The sequence below is a fragment of the Streptomyces sp. R35 genome, assembly GCF_041053035.1.
Classification (GTDB): domain Bacteria; phylum Actinomycetota; class Actinomycetes; order Streptomycetales; family Streptomycetaceae; genus Streptomyces; species Streptomyces lutosisoli.
Genome location: NZ_CP163440.1, coordinates 10,278,390 through 10,295,334, shown reverse-complemented (window position 1 = coordinate 10,295,334; position 16,945 = coordinate 10,278,390). Strand labels below are relative to the sequence as shown.

Annotated in this window: 12 protein-coding genes and 1 pseudogene; 3 read left to right on the top strand and 10 right to left on the bottom strand. The window is 70.7% G+C overall.

What is annotated here, in order from left to right; genetic code table 11:
- Nucleotides 1–42 precede the first annotated feature (42 nt).
- On the bottom strand, nucleotides 43–651 hold the full coding sequence (locus tag AB5J50_RS46240; protein WP_327433992.1) for a TetR/AcrR family transcriptional regulator: 609 nt from the start codon (nucleotides 649–651) through the stop codon (nucleotides 43–45).
- A 108-nt stretch (nucleotides 652–759) separates the two neighbouring features.
- Between AB5J50_RS46240 and AB5J50_RS46235 the strand changes: the two genes are divergently transcribed.
- Complete coding sequence (locus AB5J50_RS46235) at nucleotides 760–2,250, top strand: cytochrome P450 (protein ID WP_369264537.1); 1,491 nt, start codon at nucleotides 760–762, stop codon at nucleotides 2,248–2,250.
- On the opposite strand, the gene AB5J50_RS46230 is transcribed toward AB5J50_RS46235, so the two are convergent.
- The gene (locus AB5J50_RS46230; protein WP_327433990.1) at nucleotides 2,212–3,069 is read right to left on the bottom strand and encodes a pentapeptide repeat-containing protein; all 858 of its coding nucleotides are present in this window, start codon (nucleotides 3,067–3,069) and stop codon (nucleotides 2,212–2,214) included. The two genes, AB5J50_RS46235 and AB5J50_RS46230, sit on opposite strands and share 39 nt — an antisense overlap.
- Nucleotides 3,070–3,202: 133 nt before the next feature.
- On the opposite strand from AB5J50_RS46230, the pseudogene AB5J50_RS46225 reads away from it, so the two are divergent.
- Nucleotides 3,203–3,619 (top strand): annotated as a pseudogene (locus AB5J50_RS46225) (serine hydrolase); the annotation flags it as partial.
- 25 nt (nucleotides 3,620–3,644) lie between these two features.
- On the opposite strand, the gene AB5J50_RS46220 reads toward AB5J50_RS46225, so the two are convergent.
- From AB5J50_RS46220 to AB5J50_RS46185, 8 genes are all read right to left on the bottom strand, one after another.
- Entirely contained in the window at nucleotides 3,645–5,630 is a 1,986-nt protein-coding gene (locus tag AB5J50_RS46220; protein ID WP_369264536.1) for a DUF2264 domain-containing protein, read from the bottom strand.
- A gap of 28 nt (nucleotides 5,631–5,658) precedes the next feature.
- Nucleotides 5,659–7,446, bottom strand: a complete 1,788-nt coding sequence (locus AB5J50_RS46215; protein WP_369264535.1) for a beta-galactosidase family protein — start codon at nucleotides 7,444–7,446, stop codon at nucleotides 5,659–5,661.
- Nucleotides 7,443–8,645: an alpha-L-fucosidase gene (locus AB5J50_RS46210; RefSeq protein WP_369264534.1), complete on the bottom strand. Its 1,203-nt coding sequence runs from the start codon at nucleotides 8,643–8,645 to the stop codon at nucleotides 7,443–7,445. The genes AB5J50_RS46215 and AB5J50_RS46210 overlap by 4 nt, the downstream gene beginning before the upstream one ends.
- Before the next feature lie 27 nt (nucleotides 8,646–8,672).
- Nucleotides 8,673–9,710 (bottom strand): hydroxyacid dehydrogenase, encoded by a 1,038-nt coding sequence (locus AB5J50_RS46205; RefSeq protein WP_369264533.1) that lies wholly within the window; start codon nucleotides 9,708–9,710, stop codon nucleotides 8,673–8,675.
- The gene (locus AB5J50_RS46200; protein WP_327435334.1) at nucleotides 9,707–10,477 is read right to left on the bottom strand and encodes a carbohydrate ABC transporter permease; all 771 of its coding nucleotides are present in this window, start codon (nucleotides 10,475–10,477) and stop codon (nucleotides 9,707–9,709) included. The genes AB5J50_RS46205 and AB5J50_RS46200 overlap by 4 nt, the downstream gene beginning before the upstream one ends.
- 200 nt (nucleotides 10,478–10,677) lie before the next feature.
- A complete protein-coding gene (locus AB5J50_RS46195; protein WP_369264532.1) occupies nucleotides 10,678–11,604 on the bottom strand; it encodes a carbohydrate ABC transporter permease in 927 nt (308 codons plus the stop codon).
- 129 nt (nucleotides 11,605–11,733) lie between these two features.
- Entirely contained in the window at nucleotides 11,734–13,050 is a 1,317-nt protein-coding gene (locus AB5J50_RS46190) for an ABC transporter substrate-binding protein (RefSeq protein WP_369264531.1), read from the bottom strand.
- Between the two features lie 134 nt (nucleotides 13,051–13,184).
- Entirely contained in the window at nucleotides 13,185–14,258 is a 1,074-nt protein-coding gene (locus AB5J50_RS46185; RefSeq protein WP_369264530.1) for a substrate-binding domain-containing protein, read from the bottom strand.
- 228 nt (nucleotides 14,259–14,486) lie between these two features.
- Between AB5J50_RS46185 and AB5J50_RS46180 the strand changes: the two genes are divergently transcribed.
- Nucleotides 14,487–16,895 (top strand): polysaccharide lyase 8 family protein, encoded by a 2,409-nt coding sequence (locus tag AB5J50_RS46180; RefSeq protein WP_369264529.1) that lies wholly within the window; start codon nucleotides 14,487–14,489, stop codon nucleotides 16,893–16,895.
- Nucleotides 16,896–16,945 lie beyond the last annotated feature (50 nt).

The following is a 16,945-nucleotide window of genomic DNA, read 5'->3' as shown; positions in this document are numbered from 1 at the left end:
AGCACTCTGTTCAGGATGTGACCGGGCGGGACGCATACCGGCTCAGGGCGTGATCGCGCCCAGCAGCGCCCGCGCGCACAGCTCGCGTACCTGCTCCCGGGTCAGCTCCGCCCCCCTGAGCCACTCCAGGCACACGGCCGTGGTGAAGGCCAGCCATCCCCGGACCGCGATCCGGAGTTCGGGACGGTCCTCGGGCGCCCAGCCGAGCTCGGGGTCCGCGGCGAGCGCCTCCAGGATCTGCCGCTCCTGCGCGGCCAGCGCCTGCCGATAGACCTTGCGTACGGCCTGGTCGCCCGCCGCGTCGGCACGGTGGAAGGCACGGAAGCCGTGCGCGTGCTCCTCGACGTATCCGAGGAAGGTGTCGAGGCCCGCACCGAGCTGCTCGCGCACCGGAATTCCGGGCACGGCCGCCGTCATCCGCAGCATCCGCCCGCTCTCGCGCTCGACGACGGCCGCGAAGAAGTCCCGTTTCGTCGGGAAGTAGTGGTACAGCAGCCCACGCGAGACTCCGGCGATCTCCGCCACCTGCTCGATCCACACCTCGTCGTACGGGCTCTCCGAGAACAGACAGGCCCCGACCGACAGGAGCTGCTCCCGGCGCTCCTCGGTGCTGAGCCGACGACGCGCGCGCTCCCCCTGTTTCCCGGCCATGCCCGCACTTTACTTGACGTCGGTTCAACAACGGGACCAGACTGGTTTCCGTTATTGAACCCACGTACAACAGACTCAATCCGCCCCGGGCACAAGGGAGATGGCGTCATGACGGAGACGACGGGGACCGCGCTGCCCAAGGGGTTCCGCAGCGCGGAACTGGGCTGGCCGGAGCTGCACCGCATTCCGCATCCGCCGCGCCGCGTCCCCCTGCTCGGCGACGTACTCGGCGTCAACGTCCGTACGCCGCTCCAGGACTCGATGCGCTTCGGCCGCCGGCTCGGACCGGTCTTCCGGCGCAAGGCCTTCGGCAAGGAGATCGTCTTCGTCTGGGGCGCGGACCTCGCGGCCGAGCTGGCGGACGAGTCGCGGTTCGCCAAGCATGTGGGCCTCGGGGTCGCCAATCTCCGCCCGGTGGCCGGCGACGGCCTGTTCACGGCCTACAACCACGAGCCCAACTGGCAGCTGGCGCACGACGTCCTGGCGCCCGGCTTCAGCCGTGAGGCCATGGAGGGCTATCACCCGATGATGCTGGCCGTGGCCGAGCGCTTGACGGACCGCTGGGACCGGGAGCAGGCGGCGGGGCGCGGCGTGGACGTGCCCGGCGACATGACGAAGCTGACACTGGAGACGATCGCCCGGACCGGCTTCGGCCATGACTTCGGTTCCTTCGAGCGCTCCCGGCCGCATCCGTTCGTGAACGCGATGGTCGGCACCCTGACGTACGCGCAGCGCCTCAATGTCGTCCCCGCGCCGCTGGCCCCGCTGCTGCTGCGCGGCGCCTTCCGCCGCAACGAGGCGGACATGGCGTTCCTCAACCGCACGGTCGACGCGGTGGTGGCGGCACGCCGATCCTCAAGCGGGGAAGGGGATTTGCTCGACCGGATGCTGGAGACCGCCCATCCGGAGACCGGGGAGCGGCTGGCGCCGGAGAACGTCCGCCGTCAGGTCATCACCTTCCTCATCGCGGGCCACGAGACCACCTCGGGCGCGCTCTCCTTCGCCCTGCACTACCTGTCCCGGCACCCGGACGTCGCCGCGCGCGCCCGGGCCGAGGTCGACCGCGTCTGGGGCGACACCGACCGGCCCGGCTACGACCAGATCGCCAAGCTGCGCTACGTCCGCCGCGTCCTCGACGAGTCGCTGCGCCTGTGGCCGACGGCGCCGGCCTTCGCGCGCGAGGCCCGACAGGACACGGTGCTGGGCGGCGTCCACCCGATGCGGCAGGGCGCGTGGGCGCTGGTCCTGACGCCACTGCTGCACCGGGATCCGGAGGTGTGGGGTGCCGACGCCGAGAAGTTCGACCCGGACCGCTTCGACGCGCAGGCGGTACGGGCCCGGCCCGCGCACACCTTCAAGCCGTGGGGCACAGGGGCGCGGGCCTGTATCGGCCGCCAGTTCGCGCTGCACGAGGCGACGCTGGTTCTCGGGCTGCTGCTGCGCCGCTACGAGCTGCGGGCCGACCCGGAGTACCGGCTGCGCGTGGCCGAACGGCTGACATTGATGCCGGAGGGGCTGCGCCTGCGCCTGGAACGCCGGGCGCCCGCCCAGCGGGAGTCCTCAGCCCTGGGCCGACCAGTGGCCCGGACGGGTGACTGACTCCGGGAGCCTGGTGCCGACACTGCCGCGGGCCGCGTTCAGCTGGGGCTGGGTCAGGAAGAACGCGCCGGTCAGATCGGCGTCCGTGAGGTCGGTGTCCCGCAGGTCCGCGCCGATCAGGTCCGCGCCGCGCAGATCGGCGCCGGTCAGGTCGGCGGCGATGAGGTAGGCGCCGCGCAGATTGGCGCCCCGCAGATCGGCACCCTTGAGGCGGGCGCCCATCAGGTCGGCCCCCCGGCGGTCCTTGGGGCGGCCCTTCTTCCCCCGACCGGCTCCCGCCCGTACGAGTTCACTGGTCCGCAGCAGCAGCACGTTGACGTCCTGCCGGTGCGCGCCCACGTCCAACTCTCCGAGCTCTTCGGGGGTTTGGCGGGTGAGCCGCTCCGTCTTGTCGAGTGCGCGGCGGACGTCGGCGTGCACGGGGCGGGCGGCGGGGAGGGTCAGCGCCTCGTTGAGGTACCAGAGCAGTTCGTGGAGCTGACGGACGACGGGGAACACGTCGAACATCTGCCGGGCGCGTTCCTTCGAACCCGAGCGCCAGTCCTTGCCGCCGAAGGTGACCTGGGAGACCTTCTGCCCGGCGCCGAAGCAGTCGTACACCGTGCAGCCCGTGAAGCCCTTGTCGCGCAGCTGGGTGTGGATGCCGCAGCGGGAGTCGGTCTTCAGGTTGGGGCAGGGCTTTCCGGCGTCCTTGTCGATGGCGAAGTCCGCGGAGCGGGCGAAGGGGAGCGCGACGCAGCACAGCCCGAAGCACTCACCGCAGTCGGCCCGCAGTTCGAGGCGTCGGTCGTCCTGGACTGTTCCGCTGTCTTCATGCATGCCCCCAGCGTACTGAGCCGGGAGGGCGCCCTGAACAGGCTCGATGCCGTGGTCTGGACCATTACCGAGTAGATCGGTAGCCTCTCCGCATGCCTGAGGTGGTTTCTTCGCCCCCGCCGCCCCGGACGCGCCCGCCCTGTGGAACAGCGCCGCCTTCCGCCGGGCCGAAGTCCCGGCCGTGGGCGCCCATGTGACGGCCCGTTCGATGGCCCGCTTCTACGCCCGCCTCGCGCGGGGCGGTGAGTTGGACGGCGTACGCGTCCTGAAGGAGGCGACCGTCGAGCTGGGCCGACGCGAACTGAGGTGCGGCACCGAGCCGTTGTGGGGCAGCCCGATGGCGTACGGCGCGGGGTTCGAGCTGCAGACCGAGCTGGGCCTCTTCGGCCCGGCGCACGACGCGTTCGGGCACGCCGGGGCAGGGGGGTCGCGGCACGGGACGTGGCCCGGCAGCCGGGTCGGCTTCTCGTACGCCATGAACCGGACGCGCGCCGTATGGCCGGACCGACGGCCGCTCGATCTGCTCGCGGCGCTGCACGACGCCCTGAACTGAGCGGGGAGCCGCCGCGTCAGCTCCGTCAGCGGTCCGGCCCGAGCCGTGTGATCACTGTGCCGCCCGGCAGGCCCGGAAAGCTCAGCGTCACCCGGCCGTCCTCGACGACGGTTTCCACACCGACGCGCACGGGGCCGGCGGGATCGAAGCCGTCCGCAGCGAGCAGCACACAAGACACGTACGTCCTCGTGCCGCCGGCGTGACGAGCGGTGAGATACGGGACCGCGGACTCCTTCCCCATGGCGTCGGCTCCTGAGTCCCGGTGCAGTCCGCCGTGCTCGAAGCCCCAGAGCGAGGCGATCGCGCTCGTCGTGCCGTCGTCCGAGACCGCGGCCTGCCAGTGTCGCGTAGCGCATGTCTCGGGGGCTGTCGGGGAGGACAGGCTGTAGCCGCCGTCCCGGACGCCCCATCCCGCGGGAGCCGTCACGAAGTGGACCCGGATCTCGTAGCACGACCAGGCCACCGTGTGCGTCTCGATGCGGCACTCGCTCACCGGTCGCGCGTCGCCGGGGCCGGAGTCCGTGCGGCGGAAGGGGGTGTGCCAGGAGGCGGCATGGCCGACGCCCTGCTCCTCGGTGGCGAGGAGTGGGTGGATGCGGCCTCGCCTCAGCGCCCGGGCGTTCAAGTCCGGTACGTCGGGGTCCAGCAGCACCAGCTGGCTGTCCACGTTGCGGGCCCAGGCCATGTCCGACGTCTGGGGAGCCGTCCGCGAGGAGTAGGCCAGCTTGGCGTAGTGCGGGTCGTCGTACTCGGGCTCCCCGCCGCCCTGGCGGTCGCTGCCGTGGTTGTGCAGGCGGACGATGCCGTCGGCTCGGGTGCCCTGGACTAGCCAGCCCGCCGTGGGAAGGGCCGTCATCCGGTCGGCCAGCTCCACCGGCAGCGGTTCCTCGGGCGCGGTCCACACCGGGTGCGACGCGGGCAGCAGGAGGCCGCAGAAGGCCTTGGCCGCCCAGTAGGGAGAGGCCGGGCCTGAGTACTCCTGCGTCATCGGGAGGAATTCCCGGTGCCAGCCCAGCGTCAGCAGCCCCCGTCGGTCCGGAACGGAGTTCCGGTCGAAGTGCAGCAGCATCCCGCTCGCCGCGCGGCGGGCCAGCCCGGGCGGAAGGGGCGAGCAGTCGTACATCGCGCCCGTCCAGAACGGTACCGCGGCGGCGAACCGGTAGATCAGGGACCGCCCCTGGTGGACCGGTGAACCGTCGCCCGACACCAGGTGCAGGTAGTCGGCCAGAAAGGACCGCAGCCGCTCCCGGTAGGTGTTCCTGAGTTCGGCGGCCCGATCGGAACGGGCGCCTCCTGTGGCCATGTCCGTCCAGAGGAGCGGGTAGAGGTGGAAGGCCCAGGCGTTGTAGTAGTCGATGCGCCGGTCCGCGCCGTCGGTGTACCAGCCGTCGCCCAGATACCACTTCTCGATGGCGTCCAGGCCCCGCAGGATCTCCGCCTCATGGTGCGGGCCGCCGACCGACGCCAGGAACTCCTCGACGACGGTCTGGAACAGCACCCAGTTGTTGGGCCAGGTCCACCGCCCGACGAACCCGGCCAGCCAGTCCACGACGCGTTCCCGGACACCGGGGTCGAGCCGTGCCCACAGCCAGGGCCGGGTGACGTGCAGCCCGAGGGAGATGGACGCGGCCTCGACCATGGGCTGCGAGGGGCGGTCGCCGCCGATCCTCGGCCAGGCCTCCGCGTGGGACCCGTCGGCCCCGGCCGCCAGCCCGGCCGCGCAACGGTCGATCAGCTGCTGGGCCCGGGGGCTCTCTCCCCCGTCCCCGGCGATACGGAAGGCCGCCAGCAGGAAGGTGCGGGCGAACCCTTCGAGACCGTCCGATGCGGGCCCGGCGACGCTGTGCCTGCCGGGGATGTTCACCTGCGCGTACGACGCGGAGGCGTGAGCGTGGGCGCCTTCGAGGAGCCGGTCGCCGTACTCCTCCCAGTGCTCTCGCGTCAGGCCGGTGATGGGCGAGATCGACGAGATGGGCGGCACAGGTGAGGTGGGCGAGTTCGCGTACGGCATCGGGGCTCCCGCTCTCCGAAGTGTCAGGTCACCAGACGGGGATGGGCGCGTCCTGCTCCGCGCCGAGGTCCGGGGCGTCGAGGATCTCGACGGTGCTGCCGGGCCGGTGGAGTTCGAGGATCACCACCTCGTTCGCGCCGGCGCGCCACAGGGGCCCGGGCGCGTACAGCGTGCGCTGCGGACCGCGCTCCCAGTACCGGCCGAGGGCGAACCCGTTGAGCCACACCATGCCCTTGGTCCAGCCGGGCAGCGCGATGAAACCGTCGGCGGCGGCGTCCAGTTGGACGGTGGCGCGGTGGAAGGCGGGGCCGTCCCCGGCGGGCGCGGCCGTGAACTCCAGGCCCGACAGGTCGTCGAGAGGAAGCGGCCGGATCTCCCAGCCGAACTGGTACTGGTTGTCCAGCCGGACCCCGCCGGTGATGCCTTTGCGGTCGGCGAGCAGCGGGCCGTAGTTGATCCGCCCCTGGTTCTCGACGAGTACGTCGAGTTCGGCGCCGCCTTCCGGCACGGTGACCGGCAGGGACTCCTGGGGGCGGTCCCGCTCCAGCAGTCCGATCTCCCGTCCGTCCAGGAAGAGTTGTGCCCGGTCGGCCGTCCCGTCGATGCGCAGTGCGGTCTCGGGCAGCGGCCCGCGCAGCCGGGTCCGGTAGTGGATCACGCCGAACGACTGACCCGCTTCCTCCATGGTCAGTGGTTCCGTGTGGTGCTGCGGCTTGGAGAGTACGTCCAGGGAGTCGGCGAGCGAGACCCGCCCTTCCACCGTGACCGTCCGAGACGTCAGACGCGGCGGCAGCGCGGGCGGCTCGTGCGGGACCGGGCCGAAGTGCCGGGCGATCACCTCGCGGAAGAGGTGGAACTTCCGGGTGAGTTGCCCGGCTTCGCCGACGGGGGCGTCGTAGTCGTAGCTCGTGATGTCCGGCTGGTAGCGGGTTCCGTCGTGGTTGGCGCCGTTCCACCATCCGAAGTTGGTGCCTCCGTGGCCCATGTAGATGTTCACCGAGGCGCCGGCGGCGAGCAGTTCGTCGAGCGTGTCGGCCGCCTCCTCGGGGTCGCGGGTGTGGTGCGGCTCGCCCCAGTGGTCGAACCAGCCGTGCCAGTACTCCACGCACACCAGTGGGCCTTCCGGCTGGTACGTGCGCAGGGTCGCGAGGGACTTCTCGGGGCGGGAGCCGAAAGTCCCGGTGCTCAGCACACCGGGTATGCGGCCGCCGAGCTGGAAGCCGTGGTCGGCGCCGTCGGTCGTGAAGAGCAGACAGTCGGCTCCCCTGCGGACCAGGCCGTCCCGAAGGTGTTCGAGGTAGGCGCTGTCATTGCCGTAGCTGCCGTACTCGTTCTCGATCCCGACGGCCACGACAGGGCCGCCGCGGCTTCCGAGCAGGGGTGCCAGCACGGGAATCAGGGTGTCGAACCAGGCGTCCACCGCGGCCAGATAGCGGTCGTCGCTCCGGCGCAACCGCATCGTGCGGTCCGCCAGGAGCCAGGCGGGCAGTCCGCCGAAGTCCCACTCGGCGCAGATGTACGGGCCCGGCCGGACGATGACGTCGAGTCCGAGGCCGCCCGCGGCTCTGATGAAGGCCGCCACGTCGTTCGGGCCGTCGAAGTCGAACTCCCCGGGCCTGGGCTCGTGGACGTTCCAGGCGACGTACGTCTCGATCGTGTTCACGCCCATGGCGCGCAGCCGCTCCAGGCGGTCGGTCCACAGGTCCGGATGCACCCGGAAGTAGTGGATCGCGGCGGAGATGAACTGGTGGGGCCGGCCGTTGCGGAGAAAGCCGGTCTCGTTCGTGGTCAGGGTCAGCGGGCTGATCTCGGTCACTTGGCGGCGTATCCCTTCGCCTCGGTCAGGGTGGCGCCGTCGCCCGTCAGCCGGATGCGGAGTTCGCGTACGGTGCGGGGCTCGAAGGCGTGGACTCGCCGGACGCCGACGGTGTGGCCGCTCAGCAGTGGCTCACCGTCGGCGAGTACCTCGTGGTGGGTGAAGCGCTGGCCGGCGGTGAGGTCCTCGCGCAGTTCGAGGTGGTCGATGCGGACGGGTTCGGGGAAGCACGCGAGCACCTCACCCTCGTCGACGACCGACAGCGCGCAGGTCCGGGGCTCGGCCAGGCGCCGGGCGAGTTCGCCGGTGAAGTCGAGAAGGCGGTCGCGGTCGGCGGGGTCGATCAGGCCGCGGCGGTCCGGTGGCACGTTCAGGAGCAGGCCGGCGCCCAGGCCCACCGAGCGGTACCAGATGTCGAGCAGCTGATCGCGGCTCTTGAGGGTGTCGAGGTCGTCGGGCTGCCAGAACCAGTTGGCGCGGATCGGGACGTCGCACTCGGGCGGCAGATAGCGGGCCGTGTCGAGCGCCTCGCGGCCGTCGTCGTAGACGCTGATGCCGGTGGACTCGGTGACGTACCGGCAGGGGTCCTCGGCCAGACCGTCCTCGTTGCCGGCCCAGCGGATCGTCGGACGGCCCATGTTGAAGACCATGGCGTCGGGCTGGTGCTGGTCCACGACGGCCATGATCGCGTCCCAGTCGTAGGTCCGGCCCTCCGAGCCCGCGCCGTCGAACCACAGCTCGTACAGCGGTCCGTAGCGTGTGCAGAGTTCGGTGAGCTGGCGGAGGTAGAAGTCGTCGTACGCGGCCGGGTCGTCGTAGCAGCCGGCGTTGCGGTCCCAGGGCGAGAGGTAGAGCCCCAGGCCGAGGCCTGCCCCCCGGCAGGCCTCGGCGAGTTCGGCGACGACGTCGCCCCGGCCCTCGCGCCAGGGCGAGGACGCCACCGAGTAGGTGGTGGTCGTGGTGGGCCACAGGCAGAAGCCGTCGTGGTGCTTGGCGGTGAGGACGACATACTTCGCTCCGGCCGCCCGGGCCGTCTCCGTCCACTGGGACGCGTCGAGGCCGGTGGGGTCGAAGGTCGCCGGGTCGAGGGTGCCGTCGCTCCATTCCGCCCCGTTGAAGGTGTTGACGCCGAAGTGCAGGAAGAGGCCGAACCCGTCTTGCTGCCAGGCGAGTTGCTGAGGGGTGGGGGCGATCGTCACGAGGTGGTTCCTTGGGTCACGTGCCGTTCAGGCGGAGCGGGACAGGGCCGTGGGCTGGACGGCGTGAGCGAAGGCCAACCCCCGTGTGTAGCGGTCCAGTTCGTCGGCCGCGGCGTCGGCGAGCCGGGTCAGTTCGGTGCCGAGGGAGCCCGCGATGTGCGGGGTGAGCAGGACGTTGGGCAGGTCGTAGAGCGGGGAGTCGGCGGGCAGGACGTCCGGGTCGGTGACGTCGAGGATCGCGTACAGACGGCCGGAGACCAGGTGCGCGGTGAGCGCCTCGGTGTCGACGAGGGAGCCACGCGCGGTGTTGATGAGGGTCGCGCCGTCACGCATCAGAGCGATGTGCCGGGCGTCCAGCAGGTGCCGGGTCTCGGGGAGTTCCGGAGCATGCACGGTCACCACGTCGCTGCGGAAGGCGAGTTGGTCGAGTGTCGTCTGCTCGACGCCGAGGGCGGCGGCGTCCTGCCGGTCCAGGTAGGGGTCGTACACCAGCACTTCGACGTCGTACGAACGCAGCAGTTCGATGACGCGCCGGCCGATCCGGGAGGCACCCACGACACCGACGGTCCTGCGGTAGTTGCCGATGGCGGGGTAGAGGCGCAGCGGGTCGAGCTGGGCGCGGGCCTCGGCGTAGGCCCGGGCGGCGTCGAGGATGCGCTTGTTGGCGAAGACGATCGCGGCGACGGTGTACTCGGCGACGGGCCGGGCGTTGGCCTCGGCGGCGCTGGTGACGCTCAGGCCGCGCTCCCAGGCCGCCTCGGTCATCAGGCCCTTGACCGTGCCCGCGGTGTGCACGACCGCACGCAGGGCGGGCATCAGGGCGAGGGCCTGAGCGGTGAGCGGCGGGCAGCCCCAGCCGGTGACCAGGACCTCGGCCTCACGCAGCGCCGCCGCGGCCTCGGGTGCGGTGAAGTCGGTGACCAGCAGATCGGGGTCGAGGCGGGCGAGTGAGCGCAGGCGCAGCAGGGCCCTCTCGTCCAGCACGGCCGCCCGGGAGTCCGCGTCCATGGCGAGGACGGCGCGGGGGCGGTGGGTTCGCGCGGACGGAGACGGGGGGTGGTTCACTTGACGGCTCCTGCGGTGAGGCCCGAACGCCAGAAGCGCTGCAGTCCGACGAAGGCGAGGATCAGCGGGATGATCGCGACGAGGGCGCCGGTGATGGCGAGCCGGTACATCTCGGGGTTCTGCAGCACCATCTGGTTCCAGCTGTAGATGCCGAGTCCGGCGGGGTAGAGGTGTTCGTCGTTGAGCATGATCAGCGGGCCGAAGAAGTTGTTCCAGCTGCTGGTGAACGAGAACAGGAACAGGGTGATGAAGCCGGGCGTGAGCATCGGCAGGGCGATCGAGCGGAACGTCTTGAGTTCGCTCGCGCCGTCGACCCGGGCGGCCTCCAGCACCTCGCCGGGGACATAGCCCTCGGAGAAGACCCGGGCCAGATACACGCCGAAGGGGTTCACCAGGGACGGGATGAGTACGGCCCAGTAGGTGTTGACGATGCCCACGTCGGAGGCGAGCAGGTACTGGGGCAGGGTGATGACGACGGCGGGGACGAGCGTGCCGACCAGCACGAGCCCGAAGAGCTTCTCCTTGCCGCGGAACTCGTACTTGTCGAAGCAGTACCCGGCGGCGACGCTGATCAGCGAGGAGAGCAGCGAGCCGATGACGGAGTAGATCAGGCTGTTGAGCATCCAGCGCAGGAAGATCCCGCCGTTGTACGTGACCACGGCGTGGAGGTTGTCGACGAGGTTGAAGTCTCCGAACGCGAAGCCCGAAGTCCCGAAGAGGTCCCCGGAGTTCTTCGTCGCCGCGATGAGCAGCCAGGTCAGTGGCATGAGCGTGTAGAGGACGGCGACGAGGAGGACCCCGTTGACCGCCGCTTTGGATACCGCTCCGCCACCGGTGACGCGGCGGTGCCGACGGGAGAACTCCCGCTCCGGGCGGGCCTTTTGGGGCGTGGCGGCCGGCGAGTCGCCGGTCGAATCCGAGGTCGAGGTCGAAGTCGAAGTCGAAGTCGAAGGAAGTGTGCGCGTGCTCATGCTGCCTTACCTCGGTTCCCGAGCCTCGTGACGATGAAGGAGAGGACGCCCGCGACGAGGGCGAGGAGCAGGGACGCGGCGGCGGCGAGACCGTAGTCGTGCTTTTCGAAGGCCGCCTTGAAGACGTACATCATCGGTGCCCAGTCGGAGCCCATCGAGGGGGCCCGGTCGGCCAGCAGCTTCGGCTCGTTGAAGATCTGGACGACGCCGACGCAGGTGAACAGCAGCGTGAGGACCACCGCGGAGCGGATCATCGGCAGCTTGATCTGGAGGGCGGTACGCAGCCCGCTCGCGCCGTCGACGACTGCCGCCTCGATGATCTCGCGCGGTACGGCCTGCAGGGCGGCGTAGAAGATGATGACGTTGTAGCCGGTCCACTGCCAGGCGGCGATGTTGACCACCGACGGCAGGGTGTGTCCCTTGGCGAAGAAGCTCCAACTGCCGCCCGCGGCCTGGATCCAGTCGAGGACCGGGCTGAGTCCCGGCGTGTACAGATAGATCCAGATGATCGCCGCGATCATGCCCGGAACGGCGTGCGGCAGGAACACCGCGAGCTGGACGAAGCGCTTGGCGCGGGCCGCCGCGGAGTCGACGAGCAGGGCGAGGGCGAGGGCCGCGCCGATCATCACCGGGATGTAGAGGGCGCAGTAGCCGGCGAGGTGCAGGAAGGACGAGAGGAAGCCCCCGTCGCTCAGGGCCTTGGTGAAGTTGCCCAGTCCGCTGAAGACCCGCTCGCTGCCGCCGAAGCCGAGGCCGGAGGAGCGTTCCTCGTGCAGGCTCATCCAGATCGCGTAGCCGATGGGCGCGACCAGGACGACGGCGAAGAGGGTGAAGAACGGGACGAGGAATACGGCCACCGCGCTGCGCTGGCCCGGTTTCGGCCGGGGGTGGCGGCGTGTCGACCGCTGGAGGGAGAGTGCCACGGGGGCTCCTTGGGACATGGGGGGGGGCTTCGGCTGCCGTGAGGGACGGGGCGTCGCCGGGCACTCGGCTGAGTGAGTGCCCGGCGACGGTGAGGGGCCGGGGTCCCGTTTCCCCGGACCCGCCCGGCTCTACTGGGCGAGGTTGAGACCGCGGTCCTTGATCGCCTTCTCGGCGGCCGACTGGCCGGCCTTCAGACCGTCGGCGACGGTGCCCTTGGACGAGGCGTCCGTGATCGCGGTGTTGGTCGCGGTCTGGACCGGGCCCCACGTCCAGTCCGGGACGATGGTGTCGGCCGCCGCACCGGCGATCTTGTAGACGTCGTCGCCGCCGAAGTAGCCCTGGTCGTCGAAGACTCCGGCCGCCACCTCACGGAGTTCCGCGTTGGCGGGCAGGGCGCTGCTCGGGGCCTCCAGCTTGCTCAGCCGGGCCTTCACGGCCGCCGGCGTGGTGGCCGCCCACGCGGCGAACTCGGCCACCGCCTCGACGTGCTTGGTGCCCTTCGGCACGGCGTAGGAGGTGCCGCCGTACATGCCGGTGGCAGCGGTGCCCCAGTTCGGCAGCGGGGCGATGGCCCACTTGCCGGACTGCTTCGGGAAGGCCGTCATCTGGCCGCCCGCGCTCCACGAGGCGCCGATGTAGCTGGCGACCGTACCGTCGTTCCTGGCCTTGGTGAACTCCGGGCTGGTGAAGCCGGCCGTCGCGACGAGGTCGTCGTCGACCAGGCCCTGCCAGTAGTCCGCGACCTTCTTCGACGCGGCGTCGTTGATCCCGACCTTCCAGGCGTCGCCCTCGGTGCCGTACCACTTGGCGCCGGCCTGCCAGGCGAGCGCGGGGAGCAGCGCCGGGTCGTCGTTGGCCCAGTCGCCGATACGGACGTTCTTGTCGGCCTTCTTGATCTTCTTGGCGGCCGCCTTGTACTCGTCCCAGGTGGTGGGGACGGCGACGCCGGCCTTCTTGAAGATGTCCTTGCGGTAGTAGAGGAGGTTCGGGGTGGCGTCGTAGGGCACGGCCCAGGTCTTGCCGCCGAGGGTCACCCGGTCCTGGATGGACTGGGAGAACTTGGCCTTGACGGTGTCACCGACCTCGCTGCTGATGTCCTCCAGCATTCCCTGGCTGGCGAACTCGGGAAGCTGCGGGTACTCGATGCCGACGACGTCGGGGGCGTTGCCCGCCTTGATCGCGTTGGTGATCTTCGCGTAGCCGTCGGGGCCGCCGGTGATCGCCGAGAACTTGACCTTGATGTCCTTGTGGGTCTTGTTGAACTCGTCGGCCACCTGCTGGGCGCCGAGGCTCCACCCCCAGTAGGTGAGGGTGACCGGCTTGGTGGCGGTGCCGGCCTTGTCCGAGCCGTCGTCGCCGCCGCAGGCGGTGGCGAACATCGCCAGCGAGAGTGAGACGGCGGCCGCGGCAAGGGCGGAACGGGACGTGCGAGAGGTGAGCTTCACTGCTCGGCTCCTCGGGGGCGGGCCGCGGTGCTGCATGTCGCGGCGGGTGAGGCACATCTTTGGGCCCCGCCCCGCAAGGAGTCAATAGAAAAACAAGATTTCCGAAAGGAAACGAAAGCGAAGCAGCGTTTCACTTACGCTTCACTGGAAGCGCGCACGCGCAGCTCCGGCAGGATCGCGATACGGCGCCGCGGACGTCCCGGTTCCGCCAGCCTCAGCAGCAGCAACTCGACCGCCGTGGCGCCGACTTCGTGCTTCGACGGGGCCACCGCACTGAGCGGCAGATCGGCGAGTTCGGCCACCTCGTCGTCGTACGAGACCAGGGCCACGTCGCCGGGAACCGACAGGGACGCGGCGCGCAGGCGCTGGAGCAGGAGCATCGCGTCGTTGTCGGTGTGGACCAGGGCGGCGTCGATCGCCCTGTCCCGCACGCCCCGCACGAACTCCTCCAACGCCTGTTCGTAGGCGGGCTCCCCCACGTCGTAGTTGCTGAGGTCGATGAACGCGGTGTCCTCCGGGGCGTCGAGGCCCGCGGCACGCATCCCGGCCAGGTAACCCTCCCGGATCCAGGGCGCGGTCGGAGTCCCCGAGCGCAGCAGCAGGGCGACGCGCCGCCGTCCGCCGTCCAGCAGATGACGTACGGCGAGACGGGCGCCGTAGGCGTGATCGGTGCCCACGTGCTCGGCGGCGGCGTCACCCTGTTCCGGCCGGCGCTCGACCAGCACGACCGGCACGTCGAGATCCTCGTACCACTGCCGGCCCACGGCGCCCCGCGTCTCGGACGGTGCGAGCAGCAGGCCCGCCACGCCCTCCGCGATCAGCTGCTCGGCCTGCGACTTCTCCGTCTCGGGGTCGTAGGCGGAGACGCCGAGCAGCAGCCGGATTCCGCGCGTCTCGGCCGCCTCGCGGGCACCCTTGATCACCTCGGGGTAGTAGTAGGCGGAGGACGGAACGATCAGCCCGAGGGCCTGCGTTCGCCGCTCCACGGCCTCGGCCCCGGCCGCGGGCGTCACACCCTCCGTCCAGCCCTTCGGAAGCATCGCGCCGCCGTGCACCCGCACCAACAGCCCCTGCTCGGCCAGCACTTCTACGTCCTTGCGCACCGTGACCGGGGAGACCCCCAGCTCGGCGGCGAAGTCCGTCACACGCATCGATCCCTGCTCGCGCACCCGGCGCAGGATCACCTGGTGCCTCTCTTCCGCGTGCACGGCGGCTCCCCTCTGCTCACATGCCCTGATCAGGGCCAGACTATCGCTTCCGCACCCACCTTGACGTTTACTTTCGAACGAAGGTAAAGCAAGAATTCCGTGCGTAAACCATTGCTGGCGCGTGGATGAGCGTGTTAGAACCCCTGGACCGCCCACACCGCCCGGCTGCCGATCACACCGTCGGACTCTTCCGCCTGCTCACCACCCCTCCCGCAGAGGACATCAGTCATGCCTTCTTCCTGGTCCCGCCGACGATTCCTCCAGGGATCCACGGCGACCGCTCTCGCCCTCGGCGCTGTGAGCACCGCGTCCTTCCCCTCTGCCGCCGCCTCCGAGGACGACGAGTTCGCCGCCCTTCGCGCCAAGTGGCGCGACCTGATCCTCGGCACGGACTTCGACCCCGCCTCCGAGCCGTTCCGCACCCAGCTCGCCACCCTCGGCAGCACGGCCGCGGCTCATCTGGCCGCGATGGCCCCGGCGACGGGCTCACTGTGGCCGGACCTGGTCTGGGCGGACCCGGAGCCCGACACCGACGCGGAGTCGTACGCGTACTCCTCGAAGATCTCCGGCAGTTACAGCAGGCTCAGCACGCTCGCCCAGGCATACGCGCAGCCCGGCACCGGCCTCACCGGCGACCCGACGCTCCTGAACGGCATCGTCACCGGCCTGGACCACATCAACTCCCAGGTCTACAACGAGAACACCACGCGCTACGGCAACTGGTGGGACTGGCAGATCGGCGCCCCGCAGAATCTGATGGACGTCTGTGTGCTCGTGTACGACGCGCTGACGGAGACTCAGATCGCCGGCCACTGCACGGCGGTCGACGCCTTCGTGCCCGACTCGGCGGTCGGCGCGTACACCGGCACCAGCACCGGCGCCAACCGGGTCGACCTGTGCCGCGCGATGATGGTGCGCGGGGTGGTCGGCCGCAGCCCGGCGAAGATCACGCTCGCCCGGGACGCCCTCTCCCCCGTCTTCCCCTACGTCACGACGGGCGACGGCTTCTACGCCGACGGCTCGTACATCCAGCACACCTCGATCCCTTACATCGCCGGGTACGGAACGGTCCTCAACGACGGCCTCGGACGGCTCTTCGCGCTGCTGCGCGGCTCCAGCTGGGAGGTCACCGACCCGAACAGCGCGCTGTTCCTCGACACCATCGAGAAGGCCGTGGCGCCGTTCCTCTACAACGGTCTGATCATGGACAACGTCGCGGGCCGCGGCATCAGCCGCAGCGCCGCCGACGACCACACCCGCGCGCACGGACTGCTCGGCTCGATCCTGCTGCTCGGCCAGGGCGCGAGCCCCGAACAGGAGGCCCGCTGGCGGACGTTGGTGAAGGGCTGGCTGGAGCGCGACCGCCACGAGCCCGCCACGAGCAACCTCAATCTCAGCATCGTGCGCCTCGCGCCGCTGCGCGCCCTGCTCGCGGACACATCGGTCGAGGCCGCTCCCGAACCGGTCGAACACCGGATCTTCGCGAGCATGGACCGGGTCACGCACCGCCGCCCCGGCTGGGCCGCCTCGCTCAGCATGGCCTCGAAGCGGATCGCCCACTACGAGTACGGCAACGGCGAGAACGCGCGCGGCTTCCACACCGGCGCCGGCTGGCTGTCCTGGTGGGGCGACGACTTCGGCGAGACGCAGTACTCGGACGCCTTCTGGCCCACCGTCGACCCGTACCGCCTGCCCGGCATCACCGCTTCCAGGAAGCCCCTGGCCGACGGCGAGGGCGGCAACTGGGGCAACCCGAAGCCCGACGCGGCCTGGGTCGGCGGCGCCACCGACAGCGAGTACGCGGCGGTCGGTCAGCACCTCAAGGGCCTGTCGAGCACGATGAGCGCACGGAAGTCCTGGTTCTTCCTGGACGACTCGGTCGTCTGTCTCGGCGCGGGCATCTCCGCCGCCGACGGGTACGCGGTCGAGACCACCCTCGACAACCGCGCGCTGGGCACGTCGGGCTCACCCGCTCTCACCGTCGACGGCGAGACGCAGCCCAACACCCAGGGCTGGACGGGGAAGTTCAGAAACGCCTCCTGGGCCCACATCGAGGGGCACGCCGGCTACGTCTTCCCCGGCGGGGCCACGTTCAACGCCGTACGCGAGGAACGGACCGGCGCCTGGCGGGACATCAACACCGGCGGCTCCACCACCGCGCTCACCCGCCGCTATCTGACCCTCTGGACCGACCATGGCTTCCTCCCCGCCAGCGCCGGCTACGCGTACGTCCTCATGCCCGGCGCGAGTGCCAGGGCCACGGCGCATCGCGCGCAGGACGCGGGCCGGCTGAGGATCCTCGCCAACACCGCCCGCCAGCAGGGCATCCGCAGCCCCCAACTGGGCCTCACCGCCGTCAACTTCTGGGAGCCCGGCAGCCTCGGCCTCCTCACGGCCAGTGCTCCGGCCGCCGTCCTCGTGCGGGAACACCGGGACGGCACGGCCACCGTCTGTGTCGCCGACCCCGCCCGCGAGGCCACCGCCCTCGAAGTCGTGTGGCACCGCCCGGTCCGGGAGGTGCTCTCCCAGTCCCCGACGGTCACCGACGCCCGCACCGGGCACGGTCTCAAGCTCACCTTCGGCGACCTGACCGGAGCCGCCGGCTCGACGCACACCGTCAAGGTGCGGCTCGGCTGAGGACTTCGGCCGGTCCGCCCCTACGCCCATGTCACACCCGTACGACCTTT

What these genes read in the sequence shown, in the direction of transcription:
- AB5J50_RS46200 (WP_327435334.1), bottom strand. Translation starts at nt 10,477, where the DNA reads ATGCCACTGACCTGGCTGCTCATCGCGGCGACGAAGAACTCCGGGGAC.
- AB5J50_RS46220 (WP_369264536.1), bottom strand. Translation starts at nt 5,630, where the DNA reads ATGCCGTACGCGAACTCGCCCACCTCACCTGTGCCGCCCATCTCGTCG.
- AB5J50_RS46180 (WP_369264529.1), top strand. Translation starts at nt 14,487, where the DNA reads ATGCCTTCTTCCTGGTCCCGCCGACGATTCCTCCAGGGATCCACGGCG.
- AB5J50_RS46240 (WP_327433992.1), bottom strand. Translation starts at nt 651, where the DNA reads ATGGCCGGGAAACAGGGGGAGCGCGCGCGTCGTCGGCTCAGCACCGAG.
- AB5J50_RS46235 (WP_369264537.1), top strand. Translation starts at nt 760, where the DNA reads ATGACGGAGACGACGGGGACCGCGCTGCCCAAGGGGTTCCGCAGCGCG.
- AB5J50_RS46230 (WP_327433990.1), bottom strand. Translation starts at nt 3,069, where the DNA reads ATGCATGAAGACAGCGGAACAGTCCAGGACGACCGACGCCTCGAACTG.